We start from the raw sequence: 20497 nt of genomic DNA, 5'->3' as shown, positions 1-20497 counted from the left end.
CCGGCATGTGGTGTCTTGCCATCCATTTCGGATGGCAACCTTTGCTTATTTTCTTTTTTTCGAGCGCGGCGGCTCTTTTGGCCGACGGTGTTACTTCTTCTTCGGACCTTCGTCGAAACCTATAAAGACCTTGGTCAGTCCGCTTGCCGTCGCCGGAATGGTGACCTGCTTGGAAAAGATGAACTGCGTCGGCTGCGAGGCATCGGCCAAGGCCACCGGATGCTGGGTCAGCTCCGAGTAGAGCACGTTGTCGCCATCCGTCACCGCAACGCGGATCGGCAGGTTGACGGAGCCGGCCTTGCCTTCCGGGCCGGCCAGAAGACGGCCTTGAACCATGGCCGTGACCGTCAGATCCGTCTCGCTACGGGCGCAGGAACGGGTCGTATCGGCAAGGGAGGCCTGATAGACGACCTTGGTCGCGTCGTCCTTCGCGCCCTTTGCGTAGGTCCGGTAGTAGGACGTGCCGTCGCGCAACGCGATCGTCGGGCAGAAGCCCTGCACGACCGGCGATACAGCCGGAGCAGCGGCACTAGCTTCCGGCTTATCTGCAGCCGAACCAAGGGCGCCGCCGGGATTGCCGGCGTTGCAGCCCGCAAGAACCATCATCGAAAATGCGGCCAACAGCCCGCGCGACATCTTCACAGACACGATATGCACCTTCCGCATTCTTGAGCTTCGAGAAGCCAAAAGCCATTCCATTTGGGCCTTTTCATGCCCTGGGAGGATGGTCTATACCAGCGGCGCAGCGAAAAATCGATTGGGTAGCCAGCGTTTTGCTTCGAATTTCAATACCGTCGGCATTCAGGGGCACGGCCCCACCCTGGACCAACCTGTTCGCGACTGCCGTGCCTGCGAAATCCGACCGGCCTGTCTGGCGCAAAAAGACGAACTTCCGTTCCCGAAACGTCATAGTCTCGGACACCCAAACGCGCCCCACCTTTTCTGACCAAGGATGACCATCGTGGAATATATCTCGACCCGCGGAGAGGCCAAAAGCCTCGGTTTCAGTGACGCCCTGCTTGCGGGTCTCGCCCGTGACGGAGGCCTCTATGTGCCGCGCAAATGGCCCCACCTCAAGAAGAAGGACATTCGCGCGCTTCGCGGCAAGACATATCAGGACATCGCCTTCGAGGTGCTTCACCCGTTCATCGACGGAGAAATCGAGGCCGGCACATTCCGCTCGATGATCGACGAGGCCTATGCCACATTCCGTCATCCGGCCGTGGCCCCGCTGGTGCAGACAGGGCCGAACGCCTTTATACTCGAACTGTTCCACGGCACGACGCTGGCATTCAAGGACGTGGCCATGCAGCTTCTCGCCCGCCTGATGGACCATGTCCTGGCCGAGCGCGGCGAACGGGCGACCATTGTGGGCGCGACCTCCGGCGACACCGGCGGCGCTGCGATCGACGCCTTTGCCGGCCGCGCCCGCACCGACGTCTTCATCCTGTTCCCGCATGAGAAGGTTTCGCCTGTCCAGCAACGGCAGATGACGACCTCCAAGGCAGACAACGTTCACGCCATCGCGGTCAGGGGCAATTTCGACGACTGCCAGAACCTGGTAAAGGCGATGTTCAACGACAACGCCTTCCGCGACACCTACAAGATCTCCGGCGTCAACTCGATCAACTGGGCCCGCATCATGGCGCAGGTGGTCTATTACTTTACCGCGGCGATCTCGCTCGGCGCGCCCGACCGCAAGGTCTCCTTCACCGTGCCGACGGGCAATTTCGGCGATATATTCGCCGGTTACGTCGCCAAGAAGATGGGGCTTCCCATCGACAAGCTGGTGATCGCCACCAACGAAAACGACATTCTCGCCCGGACGCTCAAGACCGGGCGCTATGAGATGAAGGGCGTTTCGGCCACGACATCGCCGTCGATGGATATCCAGATTTCGTCCAACTTCGAACGCCTGTTGTTCGAAGCCTATGACCGTGACGATGCCGCCATCCGCTCCTCGATGGAGAGCCTGAAACAGTCCGGTTCCTTCGAGATCAAGCCCGATGCGCTGAAGGCGATCCGCAAAGACTTCCGCTCCGGCCGCGCCAGCGAAAAGCAGGTGGCCGACACGATCCGCGATACACTGGCCCAGACCGGTTACCTGATCGATCCGCACACCGCCGTCGGCGTGTATGTCGCGTCCAAGTTCGCCAAGCCCTCCAGCCCCATGGTCACCCTCTCCACAGCCCACCCGGCGAAGTTTCCGGCTGCAGTAAAATCCGCAAGCGGTATTGACCCGGCGCTTCCGGCGTGGCTTGCTGATCTGATGACCAGGGAGGAGCGTTTCGACATCCTGGACGCGGAACTTAAAGCCGTCGAAACCTTTGTCGGTGAACATGCCCGCACAGACAATTGAGAAGCGCAGAAAGACGGATCGATGAATGTTGAGTGTACCCGGCTGCCCTCTGGGCTGACGGTCGTGACCGAGAAGATGCCGCATCTCGAAAGTGTCGCGCTCGGAACCTGGATCAAATCAGGTTCGCGCAACGAAACCGACGGGGAGCACGGCATCGCCCATCTTCTCGAACACATGGCATTCAAGGGCACGCAGCGACGCAACGCTCGCCAGATCGCCGAGGAAATCGAGAATGTCGGCGGCGAACTCAACGCCGCCACGTCCACCGAAACCACGTCCTACTACGCCCGCGTACTCAAGGATGACGTGCCGCTGGCGGTCGACATCCTCGCCGACATTCTGACCGAATCGGTTTTCGACGAAGAGGAACTGGCGCGCGAAAAGCAGGTCATCCTGCAGGAAATCGGCGCGGCCAACGATACGCCCGACGACGTGGTCTTCGACCGCTTCTCGGAAATCGCCTTTGCCGGGCAGACGTTGGGACGGCCGATTCTCGGTACGCCTGATACTGTGATGTCTTTCACCAGCGACGAGATCAGGGGCTACCTTTCACGCAACTACACGACCGACCGAATGTTCGTCGTTGCCGCCGGCGCTGTTGACCACGACGCCTTCGTTCGCCAGGTGGAGGAACGGTTCTCGGGACTTCGGACGGAGCCTGCGGTGCCGCCAGTATTCGAAACTGCCCGTTATCTTGGTGGCGAGGCCCGCGAAGAACGTGACCTTATGGATGCGCAGGTGCTGCTCGGTTTCGAAGGCCGCGCCTATCACATGCGCGACTTTTACTGTTCGCAGATCCTTGCCAACATTCTCGGCGGAGGCATGTCCTCTCGCTTGTTCCAGGAAGTGCGTGAATTCCGCGGGCTCTGCTACTCCGTTTATGCTTTCCACTGGGGCTTTTCCGATACTGGCATATTCGGCGTTCACGCCGCCACCGGCGGAGAGAACCTGCCGGAACTCGTTCCCGTCATCATTGACGAACTGAGGAAGTCGTCGGAGATGATCAACCAGCAGGAGATCGACCGCTCGCGGGCCCAGATCCGCGCGCAACTGCTCATGGGGCAGGAAAGCCCTGCGGCGCGGGCAGGCCAGATCGCCCGGCAGATGATGCTCTACGGACGCCCGATTTCCAATCAGGAGATGATGGAGCGGCTGGAAGGGATCACCACCGAACGGCTGACGGATCTTGCCGGACGGCTGTTCTTCGAGACCGTACCGACACTCTCGGCCATCGGTCCGCTCGAACAGCTTGCGCCGATGAACGAAATCACACGGGCTCTTTCGAGCGGCAATGCCAGCGGGGGTCTCAAGGCGGCCGGCTGATAACTGCGCGTAAACAGGGGCAAGGGGTTGCCGGCGAGCAAGCGGCTCATGACCGCCCTCGCCTTTTTGGGGGCATGGCATGACACGGTCGGTCTTTCGGTTTCTGTCGCGGCAGCCGGAAACCCCTGAACTCTATGGGCCAAACCATTTTCTGCGCCTTCCGCGCTATCGTGACTTCGACCAGTGGCACAAGCTGCGCAGCGAAAGCCGGGCTTTCCTGCAGCCGTGGGAACCGACATGGCGGGCCGACGAACTGACCGAAAGCTCCTACCGGACGCGCGTGCTGCGCAACGAACAGGAATTCAACACGGGTCTGGCTGTCCCCTTCTTTCTCTTCCACAGGCCGGACGACATTCTTCTCGGCGGCCTGACAATCGGCCTCATACGCCGTGGCGCCTCGCAAAGCTGCATGATCGGATACTGGATGGGCGAGCGATATGCCGGCCAAGGCCATATGTTTGCCGCACTTCGACTGGCTATTCCCTATATCTTCAGGGTGCTTGAGTTGCACCGGATCGAAGCAGCCTGTATTCCAGACAACGGCAACAGCATCAGGTTGCTCGAAAAAGCCGGATTTGAGCGGGAAGGTCTTTTGCGGGAATATCTCAAGATCAACGGGCGCTGGCGCGACCATGCCATCTATTCGCTTCTAGCGGATCGGGCCACGGACAACGGCGGCAAAGAGCCCTCATGAAACTTACCGATAACAGGCAGCCAACCGCCGGCCAGACGCTGGCGGCAGCTTTCGCCATGGTCATGCTCGTGCTCGCGGTCCTTTTCGCGACGACCGCGAATGCCGCCGAGCCGGTGAAGATCGCCCGTGACGACACGGCGCTCGACCTCACCGCGACAACCGAGATCTACACCAATCAGGGCGACGCCTTTCAGGTTTCCACAGCCGCCGGTGCCGACGGTATCCGCCGCCGCATCGAGGTCCGGTCCAGCTCGCCGCAGCATCAGGGCGACTGGGCGGTCTTTGCGCTTGCCAACGTTTCGGAAGAGCAGCTGGAGCGCGTGATCGTCGCCCCGCATTTCCGTCTTGTGAATTCCAAGCTGTTCTGGCCGGATCTCGGCTCGCAGCGCATCATCGCAATCACGCCGTCGGAAGGCTTCGCGCTCGACCGGCAGCCGAGCACGGAAGCGGACGTCTTCCGCATCACGCTCAACCCCGGCGCGGTCATCACCTTCGTCGCCGAACTCTCGACGCCGCAGCTTCCGCAGATCTATCTGTGGGAGCCGGATGCCTACAAGGATACAGTCAACGCGTTTACGCTCTATCGCGGCATCGTGCTCGGCATTGCCGGCCTGCTCGCGGTGTTCCTGACGATCCTCTTCGTCGTCAAGGGAACCTCAATGCTGCCGGCGGCAGCGGCACTCGCATGGGCGGTGCTCGCCTATATCTGCGTCGACTTCGGTTTTCTCGAGAAGCTTATCAGCGTAACCTCCAGCGACCAGCGAATATGGCGAGCGGGCGCGGAGGTGGCGCTCGCATCAAGCCTCGTCATCTTCCTCTTCACCTATCTGAACCTAAACCGCTGGCACGTACACTTGGGATACGCGACCTTCGCCTGGATCCTCGGTCTTGGTCTGCTGTTCGGCGTGGCGATCTACGACCCCTCCGTCGCCTCAGGCATCGCGAGACTATCGCTTGCACTGACCGCCACCGCCGGCATCGTGCTCATCATCTATCTCGGCTTCAACCGCTACGACCGCGCGATTCTTCTCGTGCCGACCTGGGCACTGCTCCTCGTCTGGCTGTTCGGCGGCTGGCTTACGATTACCGGACGGCTGGACAACGACATCATCCAGCCGGCGCTGGGCGGCGGCCTGGTTCTGATCGTGTTGCTGATCGGCTTTACCGTCATGCAGCACGCCTTTGCCGGCGGTGCTTACCAGCAGGGATTGTTTTCCGATCTCGAACGCCAGTCGCTCGCGCTCACCGGGTCCGGCGATACGGTCTGGGACTGGGACGTCGCGCGAGACCGCGTGGTGACGAGCCCCGACATTTCTATCCGTCTCGGCCTTTCTCCGGGAACCATGCATGGCCCGGCGCGCAACTGGCTGCCGCGGCTTCATCCCGATGACCGCGACCGTTTCCGCGCCACGCTCGACGTGCTCTTGGAACATCGCAAGGGCCGGCTGAACCATGAATTCCGCATCCGCGCCGAGGACGGCCATTTCCACTGGCTGAAGATCCGGGCGCGGCCGGTGCTCGGTTCGAACGGCGAAGTCATCCGCTGCGTTGGCACGATCATCGACGTAACCGAGCAGAAAAATTCCGTCGACCGTCTGCTTGCCGACGCCATGCACGACAATCTGACCGGCCTGCCTAACCGGGAGGTCTTCCTCGACCGCCTCCAGTCGGTGCTGGCGCTTGCAAACGGCTCCGAAGCGCTGCGACCGACGGTGATGTCAATCGACATCGACCGATACAAGCAGGTGAACGACAGTCTCGGCATCTCCGCCGGCGACAATATCCTGATCGCGCTCACCCGCCGCCTGCGGCGTCTCCTGAAGCCACAGGACACGCTTGCCCGCCTTTCCGGTGACGAGTTCGGTCTGATCCTGGTTTCGGAACGCGATCCGGCCAAGGTCGCAGATTTCGCCGATGCCGTTTCCAAGGCGATCATGGTTCCGATCAACTTCGCCAACCGGGAGATTATCCTGACGGCTTCGATCGGCCTCGTTTCATGGGTCGATCAGCAGGAAAGCGCCACCGGCCTGCTGTCCGACGCGGAACTGGCAATGTACCGCGCCAAGCGCGCCGGCGGCAATCGTGTCGAGCCCTTCCGCCCGGCCTTCCGCGCCGGCGGCACGGATCGCCTGCAGCTCGAAACGGATCTTCGCCGCGCCATCGACCGCAAGGAACTGTCGATGGTCTACCAGCCGATCATGCGGCTTGCGGATGGCGAGGTTGCCGGCTTCGAGGCGTTGATGCGCTGGGATCATCCCAAGCGCGGCAGCATTCCGCCTTCGGAGTTCATCCCGATCGCGGAAGCTTCCGACCTCATCGAACCGCTCGGCATGTTCGCTCTGGAGCGCGCCACGACGGATCTGACGGACTGGGAAAAGCAGACGGGCGACGTGCCGATCTTCGTGTCCGTCAACCTGTCTAGCGCCCAGTTGCTTTCCAGTGAACTCTACAACGACATCCGCGCCATGCTGACCAAGACCCAATGCGACCCGCGCCGTCTGAAGCTGGAACTGACGGAATCCGTCGTGATGGAAAACCCCGAACAGGCGCGCCTCGTACTGGGCAAGCTTCGGGATAGCGGCATCAGCCTTGCGCTCGATGACTTCGGCACCGGCTATTCCTCGATTGCCTATCTCACGCGCTTCCCGTTCGACACTATCAAGCTGGACAAGGCTCTCGTCTGCGACCATTCCGACAAGCGCGCCGTCCTGCTGAAATCGATCATCTCCATGGCCCGTGGCCTGGAGATGAAGGTCGTGGCGGAAGGCATCGAGACGGAAGAAGAAGGTCAGGAGCTGGCCCAAATGGGATGCGATTACGGTCAGAGCTATCTCTATGGCGCACCGATTGGCGCAGAATCCGTTCTGCGTTTGCTACGCGAACGCTTTCCGCTGACAAAGCGGGCCTGATTGGCGGGCCTGATCAGAAAATCCGGCCGCGCTCAGGCGTGGCCGGCTTCCATCGAAAGCATTGCGGGGCTTACGCCCATCAGGGCCAGCGCACGCTCATACTTGCTGTCGAGAACGCGATCAAAGATCAGTTCTTCTGTCGCTGCGCAATTCAGCCAGCCGTTGTTGGCAATCTCGAATTCGAGCTGGCCCGGTCCCCAGCCGGCATAACCGAGCAACATTGTGGCCCGGCGTGGACCGCGACCATCTGAAATCGCGCGCACGATGTCGAGCGTTGCCGTCAGCGATATGTCATCGCTGATCGGGATACTGCTGTCGCTCAGGTAGTCGTCGGAATGGAGAACGAAACCACGTCCCGTTTCAACCGGCCCGCCACTCTGGATGGGAAAATGCCGGGCGTGATCGGGCAACATGATCGCATCGTTCTTGTCAATCAGTTCGAGATGCAAGAGCACATCGGCGAACGTCACCGGCTGGGAACGATTGATGATGAAACCCATGGCGCCGGCCTGCGAATGGGCGCAAATGTAGACGACAGCACGGGCGAAATTTCCATCCGTCATCCCAGGCATGGCTATCAGAAACTGGCCATCCAGGAAGCCGCGCTCGCGATCTTTCTTCAACGTCGATAAAGCCATGCTGGACCTCCAGCGTCATCCGCCATCGAGACATACGATGCACGCTTCATGACGAAGCGTATAGTCACTCATTGTTGCAGGATGAGGCAGACTGCCCCGGCAATCAACTGAAAATGACATCAGGGCCGAAAACCGTTACTGGCTAGGCTCCTGACAATGCATTAAACGCAGGATCATGAGCACCCTATCCCGCCCAACACCTCGTTTTCGCCATTTCGTGACAGCCTTTGCGACAGCCGCCATGCTTCATGCCGGTAGCGCACAGGCGGCGAGCAGCGAATGGGCGACCAATGAAGGCGGGCGCATGCGGCTCGTGGTTCTGCCGGCGGCAGCCGACGGAACATTGCAGGCAGCGTTGCAGATCGAGCCGACGCCCGGCTGGATCACCTATTGGCGCGAGCCGGGCGATGCCGGCATTCCGCCGGCGATCAGCCTCGATCCCGAGAGCCAGCTGACGCTTGGCGAGATTTCCTTTCCCGTGCCGAAGCGCATTGATAATGGAGACATAAGAGACATCGGCTACGATACCGCCGTCACCCTCCCCTTCACCATACAGGGTGCGGTGACTGCAACAGACACGGTGAAGGCGAATGTCTTCATCGGCATCTGCAAAAACATCTGTATTCCATTTCAGGCGGAACTCACCGTCGCGCTCGACGCGACGAGCGATCCGGAAGAGGATGCCATCCTCGCCTCCGCACGGAGAGCCCTGCCCGAACCGGCATCCGGCAACTTCGGGGTCGATAGCCACCAGATGAGCGGGGCACTCGATCGGCTCGACCTGTCGCTCGAACTCCCCTCCCCGGACAATCACCCGCAGGTCTTCGTCACGGGGCCGAGCGGCCATGTCTTCATGGACTACGAGGTCGTATCCGCGGCTGGCGGCAAGCTCGCCATTTCGATGCCGATCGAGGAGCTGCCGCGCAATTACAAGATCGCCGGAAAGACCTGGGGTATCCTCGTCCTCTCGGGTAACAGGGCGATGGAAAGCACACTTGCCTTTGACTAACCTCAATCTATAGTCGCTGCCGACACATCGCCCGGCAACGATCGGGTCCAATCCAGCGAGGACAATTTGATGACGATTTCCATCGGCGAAAAGCTGCCGCAGGCGACCTTCAAGGAAAAGACTGCCGACGGTCCTGTCGAGATCACCACTGAGCAGCTCTTTGGCGGCAAGCGCGTCGTGCTCTTCGCCGTGCCCGGCGCGTTTACGCCGACCTGCTCGTTGAACCACCTGCCGGGTTATCTGGAAAACCGCGATGCCATCCTGTCGCGTGGCGTTGACGATATCGCGGTGATCGCCGTCAACGACTGGCATGTCATGGGCGCATGGGCCCAGCAGTCCGGCGGCCTTGGCAAGATCCACTTCCTTGCCGACTGGGATGCTTCCTTCACCAAGGCGCTCGGCCTCGACGCCGATCTTTCCGGCGGTGGCCTTGGCGTCCGCTCCAAGCGCTATTCGATGCTGGTCGAAGATGGCGTAGTGAAGTCGCTCAACATCGAGGAAAATCCCGGTCAGGCGACCGTTTCCGCTGCCGCCACGATGATCGAGCAGCTTTGAACAGAGCGCCGACAAGACAAAAACAGCCGCGGCAGGTTCCGCGGCTTTTTTGTGAGCGGATAACGCCCAACAAAAAACCGGAGTGTCGCCACTCCGGTTTTTCGATTCTGATCAATCGGTTGAGGCCGAAGCCTCATAAGCTGAATCAGCCGACGATTTCGGTTTCAGCGAACCAGTAAGCGATTTCCTGAACGGCGGTTTCCGGAGCATCCGAACCGTGAACGGAATTTTCGCCGATCGACAGGGCGAACAGCTTGCGGATGGTGCCTTCGTCGGCATTGGCCGGGTTGGTGGCGCCCATCAGTTCGCGGTTCTTGAGGATGGCGTTTTCGCCTTCCAGGACCTGAACGACGGTCGGGCCGGAGGTCATGCCTTCAACCAGTTCGCCGAAGAAGGGGCGTTCCTTGTGAACAGCGTAGAAGCCTTCGGCTTCGCGCTTGCTCATCCATACGCGCTTCGAAGCGATGACACGCAGGCCGTTGTCTTCGAATACCTTGGTGATGGCGCCCGTCAGGTTGCGCTTGGTTGCGTCCGGCTTGATCATCGAGAAGGTGCGTTCAATCGCCATCAGTCTCATCCTTTTGTCTCATGGGGAAAGTGGGCGGTTTCTACCTGCCCCGAATCGCGAAGACAAGGGGGATGGACGAATTTCACGCGACCGTCATACTATCGGACCAGAAACGGCCCAGACGCGCCCTTCCAAAGGGCATTTCGGCCCGGCATCGTAGTGGAAAGATCATGCAGAAATTCTCCGAAACTACGCGACGCTACACGCGTGTACTGCCGGATATTGCCGTCCATTGCTCGATCCTGCAGGCCTCCACCGGTCGCTTCCGGCATTTCCTCATCGACCAGCCCTCGGTCATTCATGTGAAGAGCGGCTGGAAACGTATCCTGAGCAAGGAGACCGATGTCTCGGCCGGTCCCGGCGACGCGATCTTTCTGCCGCAGGGCCTTGAATGCACCGTCATCAACGGAGCCGAGGAGAACGGCGCTTATCACTCCGATGCCTACATCTTCTCCCCCGCCCTGATCTCGCTTTATGCCGAGGCGGCCGTACATTCCACGTGCGAGGCCATCCGCATCGAACCGGACGCGGGATTTCTCGATGCGCTGGAGCGGTCTCGCCTCGCGATAGCCGACGAGAGCGCAACCACCATCGGAATACACCGGCACATCCTCGGCGAACTGGTCGTCCGGCTGCAGGCGCTCGGGATAAACCTCACGCCCGACCCGCGGGAGAACCTCTGCCTGCGGATCCGTGGTCTCGTTCGCGAAGAGCCGGGCCGGGAATGGCTGGCGAGTACCATCTCTGCCGCGCTTGGCATGAGCGAGCAGACGTTGCGGCGGAAGCTGGCGCTCCTCGGCACCAGCCTCACCGACATCATCGCCGATGTGCGCATGACGACGGCGCTCGGATTGCTGCAGGCGACCGAACTGCCGATCAACCGTGTGGCGCTCGATGTCGGATATGAATCGGCTTCGAAGTTCGCAGCCCGCTTCCGCGCGCGTTTCGGACTGTCCCCACGAGACATCCGCGTGGCCGCGGAACAGGATGAGCGTTGCGGGACGGAATTCGAGCGCTCAAGAGCCGCAGCCGGCTAAAGCCAGCGCTAGGTTCAGGCTCCCATTTCGAAAGGAGCCAATCATGACCTTCAGACATCTCGCTCTCGCCGCCGTATTGACCGCGTTTTCCTGCCTGCCAACTCAGGCTACGGAGTTCGCGCTTTCCAGTCCGGACATCACGGAAGGTGGAGTGCTTGGCGAAGCACAGGTCGCCAACACCTTCGGCTGCGCCGGTGGCAATGTCTCGCCGGCGCTTTCCTGGTCGAATGCACCGGAGGGCACGAAAAGTTTCGTGGTCACCGCCTATGATCCGGATGCGCCGACCGGCTCCGGTTTCTGGCACTGGGTGATGTTCAACATCCCGGTCGGCGTGACGGAACTCAAGGGAGGCATCACGCCGGATGGCGGCGCGCCGGCCGGCGCAATCCAGAGCCGCGCCGATGCCGGCTTTTCAAGCTATCTCGGCGCCTGCCCGCCGCAGGGGCCGACGCATCGATATGTGTTCACCGTGATGGCGCTTTCGATTGAGAAGCTCGATCTCGACGGCAATGCCAGCGGAGCGCTGATCGGCTTCATGGCGAACGCCAGTGCGCTGGCAAAGGCGTCGATCACCGTCAATTACGGACGCTGAGGCTCAGGCGACCGCCCTCGCCTCGCGGCCATGCAGGTCGAGGCACCGTTCGAACCAGTCCTTCACCGGATCGTCATCGGCCAGATGCACCGATCCGGTGGTGATCCGCAGCCATTGCAGCGCCCCGAAGACGATGTAGTCGGAAAACAGTGGACCTTCGCCGCCGATAAAAGGTTGCGCCTTCAGCATGTGCCGCAAGGGCTTGAGGGCGTCCGGAAGGGTGGCGATAGCCGTCTCCCGGGCGGTCTCCACCTCCTCCAGCGTCTTGCCGAGGAATTTCTCGCGGGTTTCGCGGAAGTAGGACTGATCGACGGGAGCCAGCATGTCATGAATGTTCTTGAGCGCGATGCGGGTGACGACGGGATGAATGGTGGTCTGGGAATAGGCCTCGACGAAGCGGGCCATGGCCTGGCCGCCTTCGCCGCCGAAAAGCGTCGGCGCATCCGGATAGGCGTCTTCGAGATAGAGCGCAATCTGGAAGCTGTCGGAGACAAGACGGTCGCCATCCCTCAGGATCGGAACTGTCTTCGAAAAGCCGCTCTCGGCCGCCGGGATCGCGGTGAAGGCAAGCGGCCTTTCCGAGAAGGAAAGCCCCTTGTGGCGAAGCGCCATGACCGTCTTCCAGCAATGGGGAGAGAACGGGCGGGCGACGTCTGCTCCGCAAAGGGAATAAAGCGTGATGGACATGTCTTCTCCTTTGTTATCGTTCCGACCATACGATGCATGCCGGTTCTCGGTCGATCAAATCATTATATTTAATGGGTTTCATAAGCCCCTTTGTCGCAATATCGCGCTAGGGTCATGCGTTAAGGGAAGGAGACGATTTCCATATGCTGGATACGTTCAAGATGTTCGCGGCCTATAACCAGTGGGCCAACAATGCCGTCTACGCTGCCGCAAGGGATCTGACGCCGGAGGAATTGAATCGCGACTGCGGGGCCTTCTTCGGTTCGCTGTTCGGAACACTCAGCCATATCCTCGTTGCGGATCGCGTGTGGCTCCGGCGCTTCACCGGCGAAGGGCCTGTTCACTCGGCGCTGAACGAGAGGCCGTACACGACTTTCCCCGAGCTTGAAGTGGCGCGTGTCTCCGAAGACCGCCGCATTCTGGAGTGGATCGACGGCCTGACGGAAGATGCCATTCGCGGGTCGATCAGCTATACGCCGATCACGATACCGAAGCCGATCACCCATCGGTTCGGGCCTGCGATATCGCATTTTTTCAACCACCAGACGCACCATCGCGGACAGGCTCACATGTGCCTCACAGTCCTCGGCAAACCCAGCCTTTCGCTCGATCTCATCGCCTTTCAGCGCCTCGAAGGCGAACGGTGGCTGTAGCACCCGGCTATTGGGGAGACGCGTCCGCTACTTCAGCAATCTGGCATTAACCCTGCTCCGCGGAAAGTCAGGCGGGGCGGGTTCAGATCCTCCGTACTTAACGGAATCATGAACTCTCTCGCGGATGGTGCGCCCAACAAACGAACGACATTCATCGCGCAGAAAGACCGGAACACATCCGGCGGGGGAAGAGCCATGCAGTCCGATGCCAATGCCAGCCATCAGCACATCCAGCCGCTGAACGCGCAGCAGCAGAAGCCGCCCGTCGCCCAGGACAACCTGCAGAAGATCACGGCTTTCATGGCCAAGCACCAGATTGCCGGGCTGCCGCGCAATTTCGAACTCGTCTATGAGGCCATGGTGAGCCGCAATGCGGAAGTCGCCCGCGACCTCCTCGCTCTCGGGGCACAGCCCAGCCAGATCGCACTGGACCATCTGGGCCTGAAGCACCGTCTGGTCAGCCATTGCGGCCTTGCCGACGAGCATGTTCAGTCCGAAGCAACGGCAGCGTTGAAACGTCTCGCCGAACAGGTATCGTTCGGCCTCATACGCAAGCAGACCTTCACCCGCGCACTGGAATCCATCGTCAAGTCGATCCGCGAGGACGAGACCCGAGGGCTCTCCGAAATCATGGAGGAACTCGATTTCCTGGATTCGGCTGCGCGCGATCTCATCCGCGATGAGGCCGAGATCAAACTGAAGCTCAAGACGGGACTGGCGCAAATCGAGGCCGCCGAGCGCACGGCGGAAGCCGCCCGCGCCATGGTGCTGACCGACCGGCTGACCGAGTTGCCCAACCGCATCGCCTTCATGAACCGGCTGGAAGACCTCTACGACCGAGACAGCGCGCCGTTTGGAACGGCCATGCTGCTGGTGGACATCGACAATTTCAAGGAAATCAACCGGCAGTTCGGCGATGAAGCCGGCAACAAGCTGCTCAGGCGGCTGGCCGCCGTTTTCCGCAAGACGATCAAGAAGCATGATTTCGTCGCGCGCATCGAGGGCGATGACTTCGCCTTCCTCTTCAGCGACGTCGGCGCAACCGAGGCTCAGGCGATTGCCGAGCGGCTTCGGACGGCTGTCGAGAACAATCTGATCTTCGCTACCGAGCAAGGCCGCAGCCAGGGCACCCTCGGCCTTTCGATCGGCTATGCGATGACCGCCGATACGACAACACCGAGCGAGCTGATCGCTCATGCCCAGTCCGCGCTTGCGACTGCCCGCACCACCCCTCGCCATCCTATCGCCGGTTACGGCTCGGAACGCCCGCGCAGCCTGGGGCGTAACGTCGCCTGACCACGCTTGCCGGCGTATCGATGTTGCGCCGGTGCCACCGCTGGCCGCCTGATTGCCGCGAAACCCTTCGCAGCCCGGCGGCCGCTTCTTGCCTTTGGCCGGCAGTTCGGCCAAAAGCCAAGACATGATTACGATCACCGATATCTCCGCCCGCATCGCCGGCCGCCTGCTCATCGACCATGCCAGCATCTCGCTGCCGGAAGGCACGAAGGCGGGACTTGTGGGACGCAACGGCGCGGGCAAGTCGACGCTCTTCAAGATCATCACAGGCGACCTCGCCTCCGAGACGGGGACGATCACCATCCCTAGGAATGCGCGGATCGGCCAGGTGGCTCAGGAGGCCCCCGGCACCGAACAGCCGCTGATCGAGATCGTGCTGGCCGCCGACAAGGAACGCGCCGCTCTTTTGAAGGAGGCGGAGACCGCAACCGATCCGCACCGCATCGCGGAGATCCAGACCCGTCTCGCCGACATCGGCGCGCATTCGGCGGAAGCGCGCGCGGCCACCATTCTCGCAGGCCTCGGCTTCGACCATGAGGCACAGCTTCGCCCGGCCTCCTCGTTCTCCGGCGGCTGGCGCATGCGCGTGGCGCTGGCGGCCGTGCTGTTTTCCGAACCGGACCTGCTGCTGCTCGACGAACCGACCAACTATCTCGACCTCGAAGGCACGCTCTGGCTTGAGGACTATGTCCGGCGTTATCCGCACACCGTCATCATTATCAGCCACGACCGCGACCTCCTGAACACCGCCGTCAACGCGATCATCCATCTCGACCAGAAGAAGCTGACCTTCTATCGCGGCGGCTATGACCAGTTCGAGCGGCAGAAGGCGGAAGCTGACGAATTGCAGATGAAGGCCAAGGTCAAGAGCGACGCGGCCCGCAAGCATCTGCAGAGCTACATCGATCGTTTCCGCTATAAAGCTTCGAAGGCACGGCAAGCCCAGAGCCGCATCAAGGCGCTGGAACGCATGGGAACGGTTGCGGCCGTGATCGAGGACCATGTCCAGCCGATCACCTTTCCGGAACCCGAGAAGCAGCCGGCCTCCCCGATCATCGCCATCAGCGGCGGTGCCGTCGGCTACGAGCCCGGCAAGTCCATCCTCAAGGGCATCAACCTGCGTATTGACGCCGACGACCGGATCGCCCTGCTCGGCTCGAACGGTAACGGCAAGTCCACCTTCGCCAAGCTGATCGCAGGACGGCTCAACCTTCAGGCCGGCGAGATGAAGCTCGCGCCCAACCTTTCCGTCGGCTTCTTCGCACAGCACCAGTTGGACGATCTCGTGCCCAACGAGACGCCGGTTGACCACGTGCGCCGGCTGATGCCGCTTGCGGGCGAAGCGCAGGTTCGCGCCCGCGTCGCACAGATGGGTCTAGCGACCGAAAAGATGGCAACCGCCGCCAAGGATCTTTCGGGTGGCGAAAAGGCGCGTCTGCTGATGGGGCTTTCCGCCTTCCACGCGCCGAACCTTCTGATCCTCGACGAACCGACCAACCATCTCGACATCGACAGCCGTCGCGCGCTGATCGAGGCGCTCAACGACTATAACGGCGCCGTGATCCTGATCGCCCACGACCGTCATCTGATCGAGGCGACCGTCGACCGCCTCTGGCTCGTCAACAACGGCACCGTCAGCGTCTTCGATGGCGACATGGAGGATTATCGCAGCCTCGTCGTCTCTTCCGCCCGCAAGACGGACGACCGGGAGAAGACTGACGCCGCCATCCAGGTAAACAAGGCCGACCAGCGCAAGGCCGCCGCCGACAAGCGCGCCTCACTCGCGCCGCTGAAGAAAAAGATCAATGAAATCGAGTCCCTGACGAAAAAGCTGGAGACTTTGATTCAGGCGCTTGATGCGGAACTTGCAGATCCCGCCCTTTACGAAAAAAGCCCGGCGAAGGCTGCGGAAAAAGCCAAGCAGCGCGGCGAGGCTGCCGCCAAGCTCTCGGCCGCCGAAGAGCAGTGGCTGGAGCTTTCCGCCGAATACGAGGATGGGATGGCGGGCTGATCCGCCGTCCATCCGGCAGGTTCTCGGGTCGACCGGAAACCGACCGTTAACCATAACTGCATAAAACTTCACTCGAATCATTTTCCGTTCGAGTGGCATTCATGCTTTCTTTACGCGTTGCGGCGAGCGCCCTGCTTGCCTTGTCCCTGGCTTCTTGCACCTCCACCAAGACGGAAAGGCCGTCAGCCAAGACGGCCTTTGTCGCCTCTCCGGAAAACCCCGCGGGCAAGCCGCTTTCCGCCGGCGAACGCGTTCCCATGGAGCCTGCGGAGTGGTTCAAGCCAAACCGGCCCAAGAGCGGGCTGGCAGGTCGCACGCTGGAAGTCGAATCGATACAGGACATCAAGCTCGGACCGAAGGAAGTCGCCCTGACCTTCGATGACGGCCCGGTTCCCGGTCGCACCGAAAGCATCCTCGACACGCTGGCTCGCTATGACGTGAAGGCAACGTTCCTGATGGTTGGCGAGATGGCCAAGGCGCATCCGGCCATCGCCCGCAAGGTTGCCGATGCCGGCCACTCCATCGGAAGCCATACATGGAGCCATGCCGATCTGCACAAGCTGAGCTTCGATCAGGCCATGACCGACATCACCAAGGGGGAACTGGCGGTAAAGACCGGCACCGGCGTCGATCCGGCATTTTTCCGCTTCCCCTACCTGTCCGATTCGAAAAGCCTGCGCACCCGCATGGCGCAGCGTAGCGTCGTCGTTCTCGACGTCGCCATCGACAGCAAGGACTATTTCAAATCGGCCCCCTCCGAGATCGTCGAGCGCACGATGGAGACCCTGCACCGGCGCGGGCGCGGCATCATCCTGATGCACGACCTGCACCTGCGCACCGCTGTCATGCTGCCGATGCTGCTCGATCGCCTGAAGGCCGAGGGTTACAAGGTCGTGACGCTGCGCCACGAGCGCAAAAAAACAATGTTGTTGGCGTCCGCCGACTGACACAGACGCCGTCCCGCCGGACACTTTCCAGCGGACGCCCTTCCCGTCATCCCTCCCGGCGCAATGCCACGACAAACGCGAAAGCGAGGCAGGCGATGGCGGTGAAGACAGGCAGGCCGTGCGTGCCGATCTGAAGCGATACACCGGCCGCAAGCGGTCCGACCAGCGCGCCGGCACCCCATGCCAGCCCCATGAGGGCATAGATGCCGACGAGATCTCCGCCCGAAAACCGGCTGCCGATGATCGTCAGCGTCAGCGTGTAGATACCGACGAAAACACCGCCCCAGACGAACAGCAGCGCATAGGTGGCAAACGGGTAAGCCAAGGCCCAGGGCCACAGCGCGGCACCGGCTGCAGCCACCAGCGCGCAGCCAAGCACCAGCTTGCGGCGGTCGAACATATCGCCGAGCCAGCCGATCGGCAGCTGCAGCAGGATCGCTCCGCCCATCATCACGAACATCAGTTGCGCGGCGTCATCGGCATTCCAGCCAAGACCCACGGCATAAAGCGCCAAAAACGACAGGCCTGCCGTCTCGACGGCTGCATTCAGCACAATGGCGCCGATTGCCACCGGCGCCAGCCGGAGGAAGCGCAGGGGATTGCCGGAACTCGGCTTTTCGAAAGCAGGCGCCCGCACCATCGGCAACAACACGAAGGATGCAGCCGCCAAGGCGATAACGGCACCGACCATGAACGGCAGCGTACCGTGCGATCCGATCAGGGAAAGCAACAAGGGACCAAGTGCGAGTCCCAGCGAAAGTGTCGCCGTGTAGATGGCCATGAACCGGGCGCGGGTATTCTCCGTGCTGAGCGCGTTGATCCAGGTTTCGGAAAGCACGAACAGCGCTTCCGCGGCCATGCCGAGCAACAAGCGCAGGGGAAACCACAGCCAGATATTATCGACCAGGGCGATGGCCACCAGCACTGTCGCGGATACGACGAGCGACAACAGGATCAGGCGTCGCGGCCCCACCTTCGACACGACGCCCGGAAGCACCAACGCCACCACGAGGACACCGATCGCATGCATGGCGGCATTCGCGCCGACAAGGCTCTGGCTTGCGCCTCTTGCAACCATCTCAAGTGCAATCAGTGGCGCACTCAGGGAATAGGTCAGCCCGAACATGGCAACAGTCAGGATCACTGCGACGCGGGAAATCAACGTACCCGTTTCAGAGGCGGCGGACAGATCCGTCGCGCTCATCGGGCGAAGTCCCTCGCCTTCAGCGAGGCACCGAGATGGTGCAGATGGGCAAGCAGCTTTTCACGCCACGGCACGGTTTCCGGCTCGACCAGGCGCTTCAGCGCGCGCGCATAGTCGAGCACCATGCCGGGCGTCCAGCACAGGTGCGCCGCCCGCGAACGGATGTAAGCGGCCTCCCACAAGGAAGGCGTCACCAGCAGTCGCAGGAGACGCAGCCACGGCCGCGGGCAGTCGAGGCTACCCTCGAGCGCTGCTTCAAGCGCTCCTGCCGCGGCTATCGAGCAGTTGCGGTTGGTGACGTTATAGGTGGAATGCCGGCGATAACCTTGCCAGAACGCTCTCAGCCGCAATGCGTGGAACCGGGTGAACGCCACTTCTTCATCGGCAGCCGTCCAGCAGATCTTTTCCTGTTCGTAGGACGGCTGGAAGAGGCCGGCCACATCGTTTTCCTCCCCGGCGAAGAGGGTATCGACGATCTCCTCGCGATCCGGTTCGATCTCTTCCGCCGGCCAGTGGCTGATATAGAGATCGGATCCCATCTCAACCGCCGCATGGCCGGTGGAAACCTTGCCCTCCTTGTCAAGGACCGCGAAGTAGCGATCGACAAGGGGACGTCGCGGCTCGACCTCCGCCGCACCGGTCGGTGTCCAGACGAGGATACGCATGCTCTGGATGGTATCGTCATCCGGGCTGTCATCCGGCATGACGACGGCCGTTTCCTCATTCCAGCCACGGCCGCACAGCATGGGGAAGGAATAGATCGAAACCGAACTGTCGTGCCGCCGCAGCGCACGGGCGAAATGGATCATCGTTGCGCCGGAGAGCGCGAGGAAGAGGCTGATGCACAACGGCACGTTGAGCCTCTGCGGAAATGGCCAGTTCAGTACGAGCATGATGGCGAGCATCAGTTCCAGACCGCTGGCAAGCGCCGCCACGCCCCAGCGGCGAAAACGGACCAGCACCACCGTCGCCAAACGGGAAAGACCGTCAAAGGCAAAGCCGAGGGCAAACAGCCACGACAGCAGCCAGTCGCTCTTCAACGGCGTGTCGATGATCAGGAATGCGACCGCAAGCATGATCAGCGCCTTGACGCCATCGGCAAACCGGCCCGCATTGGTCTCACGCGTGACCGTCGACAGCAGTCCGAAAAGCCCCTGAAAAAGAAAGAGCAGGCCGAAGAGCTGGACCGTTACCATGGTCAGGCCGTCCGAGAGGTCAGCCACGATGACAAAGGCCAATGCAATCATGGCGCTGCCGAGCGCTGCCGGCTCCCACCAGTCATCGCGAAAGGCTCTGCCGCCGATGAGCAAGAATGCAAGTTTGATCATCTTATTGTTTCTTGATAAAAATCCCAGAACGCAAATGCGCTCGAAACGATCAAAAAACAATAAAGCCGGAGCATCGAAGGTTCGACTTTGGCGGATAAGACCAGTATTGGTCTATCCCTCGCCGAAAATGGTGACGATTGTCAAAACTGGATAATTATAGAGTTATTGTTCAAGGACATAACTGATTAACCAGAAACAATAGCATCTGGTGCTACGCCTTCTTTTCCCATCGTCCCTCACTGGTCTGTTGCCAGTAAGTCAGGGCATGGCCTTCCGTCTTGAGGCGCTTCCACTGGCCGCGCGCGGCTTCAAGCTGCGTCTGGTCGTGTCCATCGAAAACGAACACGACCCGCTCATAATCGAGATCCTCTGGCGGCTCGGCGCCATCCACCAGAAAGCGCACGGTGGCGCCATTGAGATTGCCGTCGTGCGAGGTGAGCAGCACCGGCTGGTTTTCCGGTGCCTCGACTTCCTCGGTGGCATGAGGCAGGAAGCTTTCGTCACGCCATGTCCACAGATGGGTGTCGAGCGCGTCGCGACGGGCGGTATCGGCGGTCTGCACCGCCACCCGCCAACCGCGTTCCAAGCTCTTTTCAAGAAGCGGCGGAAGGGCGTCCTCGAGCTTCGATTCCGTCAGGTGATAGAAAAGAATGTCTGCCAATGGCCCTGCCCTTGCGCTGCCTCTAC

19 protein-coding genes are annotated in these 20497 nt (G+C 61.2%); 12 read left to right on the top strand and 7 right to left on the bottom strand.

All coding sequences use genetic code 11. The annotated features are described in order from the left end of the window. Window positions 1-90 precede the first annotated feature (90 nt). Window positions 91-648 carry a hypothetical protein gene (locus tag NBH21_RS03660; RefSeq protein WP_250912575.1) on the bottom strand — a complete coding sequence of 186 codons (558 nt, stop codon included), beginning with the start codon at window positions 646-648 and terminating at the stop codon, window positions 91-93. Between the two features lie 304 nt (window positions 649-952). Here NBH21_RS03660 and thrC point away from each other — a divergent pair, with 304 nt between their 5' ends. The 4 genes from thrC to NBH21_RS03640 all read left to right on the top strand — a co-directional run bounded on the left by thrC (window position 953) and on the right by NBH21_RS03640 (window position 7285). Further along, on the top strand, window positions 953-2359 hold the full coding sequence (gene thrC, locus NBH21_RS03655) for a threonine synthase (RefSeq protein ID WP_250912574.1): 1407 nt from the start codon (window positions 953-955) through the stop codon (window positions 2357-2359). A 21-nt stretch (window positions 2360-2380) separates the two neighbouring features. Beyond that, window positions 2381-3682, top strand: a complete 1302-nt coding sequence (locus NBH21_RS03650; RefSeq protein WP_250912573.1) for a M16 family metallopeptidase — start codon at window positions 2381-2383, stop codon at window positions 3680-3682. 79 nt (window positions 3683-3761) lie between these two features. Beyond that, on the top strand, window positions 3762-4376 hold the full coding sequence (locus tag NBH21_RS03645; protein WP_250912572.1) for a GNAT family N-acetyltransferase: 615 nt from the start codon (window positions 3762-3764) through the stop codon (window positions 4374-4376). A gap of 56 nt (window positions 4377-4432) precedes the next feature. Beyond that, entirely contained in the window at window positions 4433-7285 is a 2853-nt protein-coding gene (locus NBH21_RS03640) for an EAL domain-containing protein (protein WP_250912812.1), read from the top strand. A 32-nt stretch (window positions 7286-7317) separates the two neighbouring features. On the opposite strand, the gene NBH21_RS03635 is transcribed toward NBH21_RS03640, so the two are convergent. Continuing rightward, the gene (locus NBH21_RS03635) at window positions 7318-7923 is read right to left on the bottom strand and encodes a YqgE/AlgH family protein (protein WP_250912571.1); all 606 of its coding nucleotides are present in this window, start codon (window positions 7921-7923) and stop codon (window positions 7318-7320) included. A gap of 175 nt (window positions 7924-8098) precedes the next feature. Here NBH21_RS03635 and NBH21_RS03630 point away from each other — a divergent pair, with 175 nt between their 5' ends. Both NBH21_RS03630 and NBH21_RS03625 read left to right on the top strand, forming a co-directional pair. Next, window positions 8099-8932 (top strand): protein-disulfide reductase DsbD domain-containing protein, encoded by an 834-nt coding sequence (locus NBH21_RS03630; protein WP_250912570.1) that lies wholly within the window; start codon window positions 8099-8101, stop codon window positions 8930-8932. A gap of 69 nt (window positions 8933-9001) precedes the next feature. Next, complete coding sequence (locus NBH21_RS03625) at window positions 9002-9487, top strand: peroxiredoxin (RefSeq protein WP_250912569.1); 486 nt, start codon at window positions 9002-9004, stop codon at window positions 9485-9487. Between the two features lie 145 nt (window positions 9488-9632). On the opposite strand, the gene ndk is transcribed toward NBH21_RS03625, so the two are convergent. Continuing rightward, complete coding sequence (ndk, locus tag NBH21_RS03620; protein ID WP_163904573.1) at window positions 9633-10055, bottom strand: nucleoside-diphosphate kinase; 423 nt, start codon at window positions 10053-10055, stop codon at window positions 9633-9635. 170 nt (window positions 10056-10225) lie between these two features. Here ndk and NBH21_RS03615 point away from each other — a divergent pair, with 170 nt between their 5' ends. After that, window positions 10226-11092, top strand: a complete 867-nt coding sequence (locus NBH21_RS03615; protein WP_250912568.1) for a helix-turn-helix transcriptional regulator — start codon at window positions 10226-10228, stop codon at window positions 11090-11092. A 43-nt stretch (window positions 11093-11135) separates the two neighbouring features. Further along, window positions 11136-11684 (top strand): YbhB/YbcL family Raf kinase inhibitor-like protein, encoded by a 549-nt coding sequence (locus NBH21_RS03610; protein ID WP_250912567.1) that lies wholly within the window; start codon window positions 11136-11138, stop codon window positions 11682-11684. 3 nt (window positions 11685-11687) lie between these two features. On the opposite strand, the gene NBH21_RS03605 is transcribed toward NBH21_RS03610, so the two are convergent. Continuing rightward, window positions 11688-12371 carry a glutathione S-transferase family protein gene (locus NBH21_RS03605; RefSeq protein ID WP_250912566.1) on the bottom strand — a complete coding sequence of 228 codons (684 nt, stop codon included), beginning with the start codon at window positions 12369-12371 and terminating at the stop codon, window positions 11688-11690. 143 nt (window positions 12372-12514) lie between these two features. Here NBH21_RS03605 and NBH21_RS03600 point away from each other — a divergent pair, with 143 nt between their 5' ends. From NBH21_RS03600 to NBH21_RS03585, 4 genes are all read left to right on the top strand, one after another. Further along, a complete protein-coding gene (locus tag NBH21_RS03600; protein ID WP_250912565.1) occupies window positions 12515-13024 on the top strand; it encodes a DinB family protein in 510 nt (169 codons plus the stop codon). Between the two features lie 195 nt (window positions 13025-13219). Next, window positions 13220-14320 carry a GGDEF domain-containing protein gene (locus NBH21_RS03595; RefSeq protein WP_250912564.1) on the top strand — a complete coding sequence of 367 codons (1101 nt, stop codon included), beginning with the start codon at window positions 13220-13222 and terminating at the stop codon, window positions 14318-14320. A gap of 124 nt (window positions 14321-14444) precedes the next feature. Then, window positions 14445-16331 carry an ABC-F family ATP-binding cassette domain-containing protein gene (locus tag NBH21_RS03590; protein WP_250912563.1) on the top strand — a complete coding sequence of 629 codons (1887 nt, stop codon included), beginning with the start codon at window positions 14445-14447 and terminating at the stop codon, window positions 16329-16331. Between the two features lie 101 nt (window positions 16332-16432). Beyond that, window positions 16433-17278 (top strand): polysaccharide deacetylase family protein, encoded by an 846-nt coding sequence (locus NBH21_RS03585; protein ID WP_250912562.1) that lies wholly within the window; start codon window positions 16433-16435, stop codon window positions 17276-17278. Window positions 17279-17324: 46 nt separating this feature from the next. On the opposite strand, the gene NBH21_RS03580 is transcribed toward NBH21_RS03585, so the two are convergent. From NBH21_RS03580 to NBH21_RS03570, 3 genes are all read right to left on the bottom strand, one after another. Then, window positions 17325-18482 carry an MFS transporter gene (locus NBH21_RS03580; protein WP_250912561.1) on the bottom strand — a complete coding sequence of 386 codons (1158 nt, stop codon included), beginning with the start codon at window positions 18480-18482 and terminating at the stop codon, window positions 17325-17327. After that, on the bottom strand, window positions 18479-19810 hold the full coding sequence (locus tag NBH21_RS03575) for an HdeD family acid-resistance protein (RefSeq protein ID WP_250912560.1): 1332 nt from the start codon (window positions 19808-19810) through the stop codon (window positions 18479-18481). Before NBH21_RS03575 ends, NBH21_RS03580 begins: the two co-directional genes overlap by 4 nt. Before the next feature lie 211 nt (window positions 19811-20021). Next, window positions 20022-20471 (bottom strand): DNA polymerase III subunit chi, encoded by a 450-nt coding sequence (locus tag NBH21_RS03570; protein WP_250912559.1) that lies wholly within the window; start codon window positions 20469-20471, stop codon window positions 20022-20024. Between the last annotated feature and the right edge of the window lie 26 nt (window positions 20472-20497).

Source organism: Ciceribacter sichuanensis, from assembly GCF_024055605.1.
GTDB classification, from domain to species: Bacteria; Pseudomonadota; Alphaproteobacteria; order Rhizobiales; family Rhizobiaceae; genus Allorhizobium; species Allorhizobium sichuanense.
This window is presented reverse-complemented; position numbering and strand designations above follow the sequence as displayed.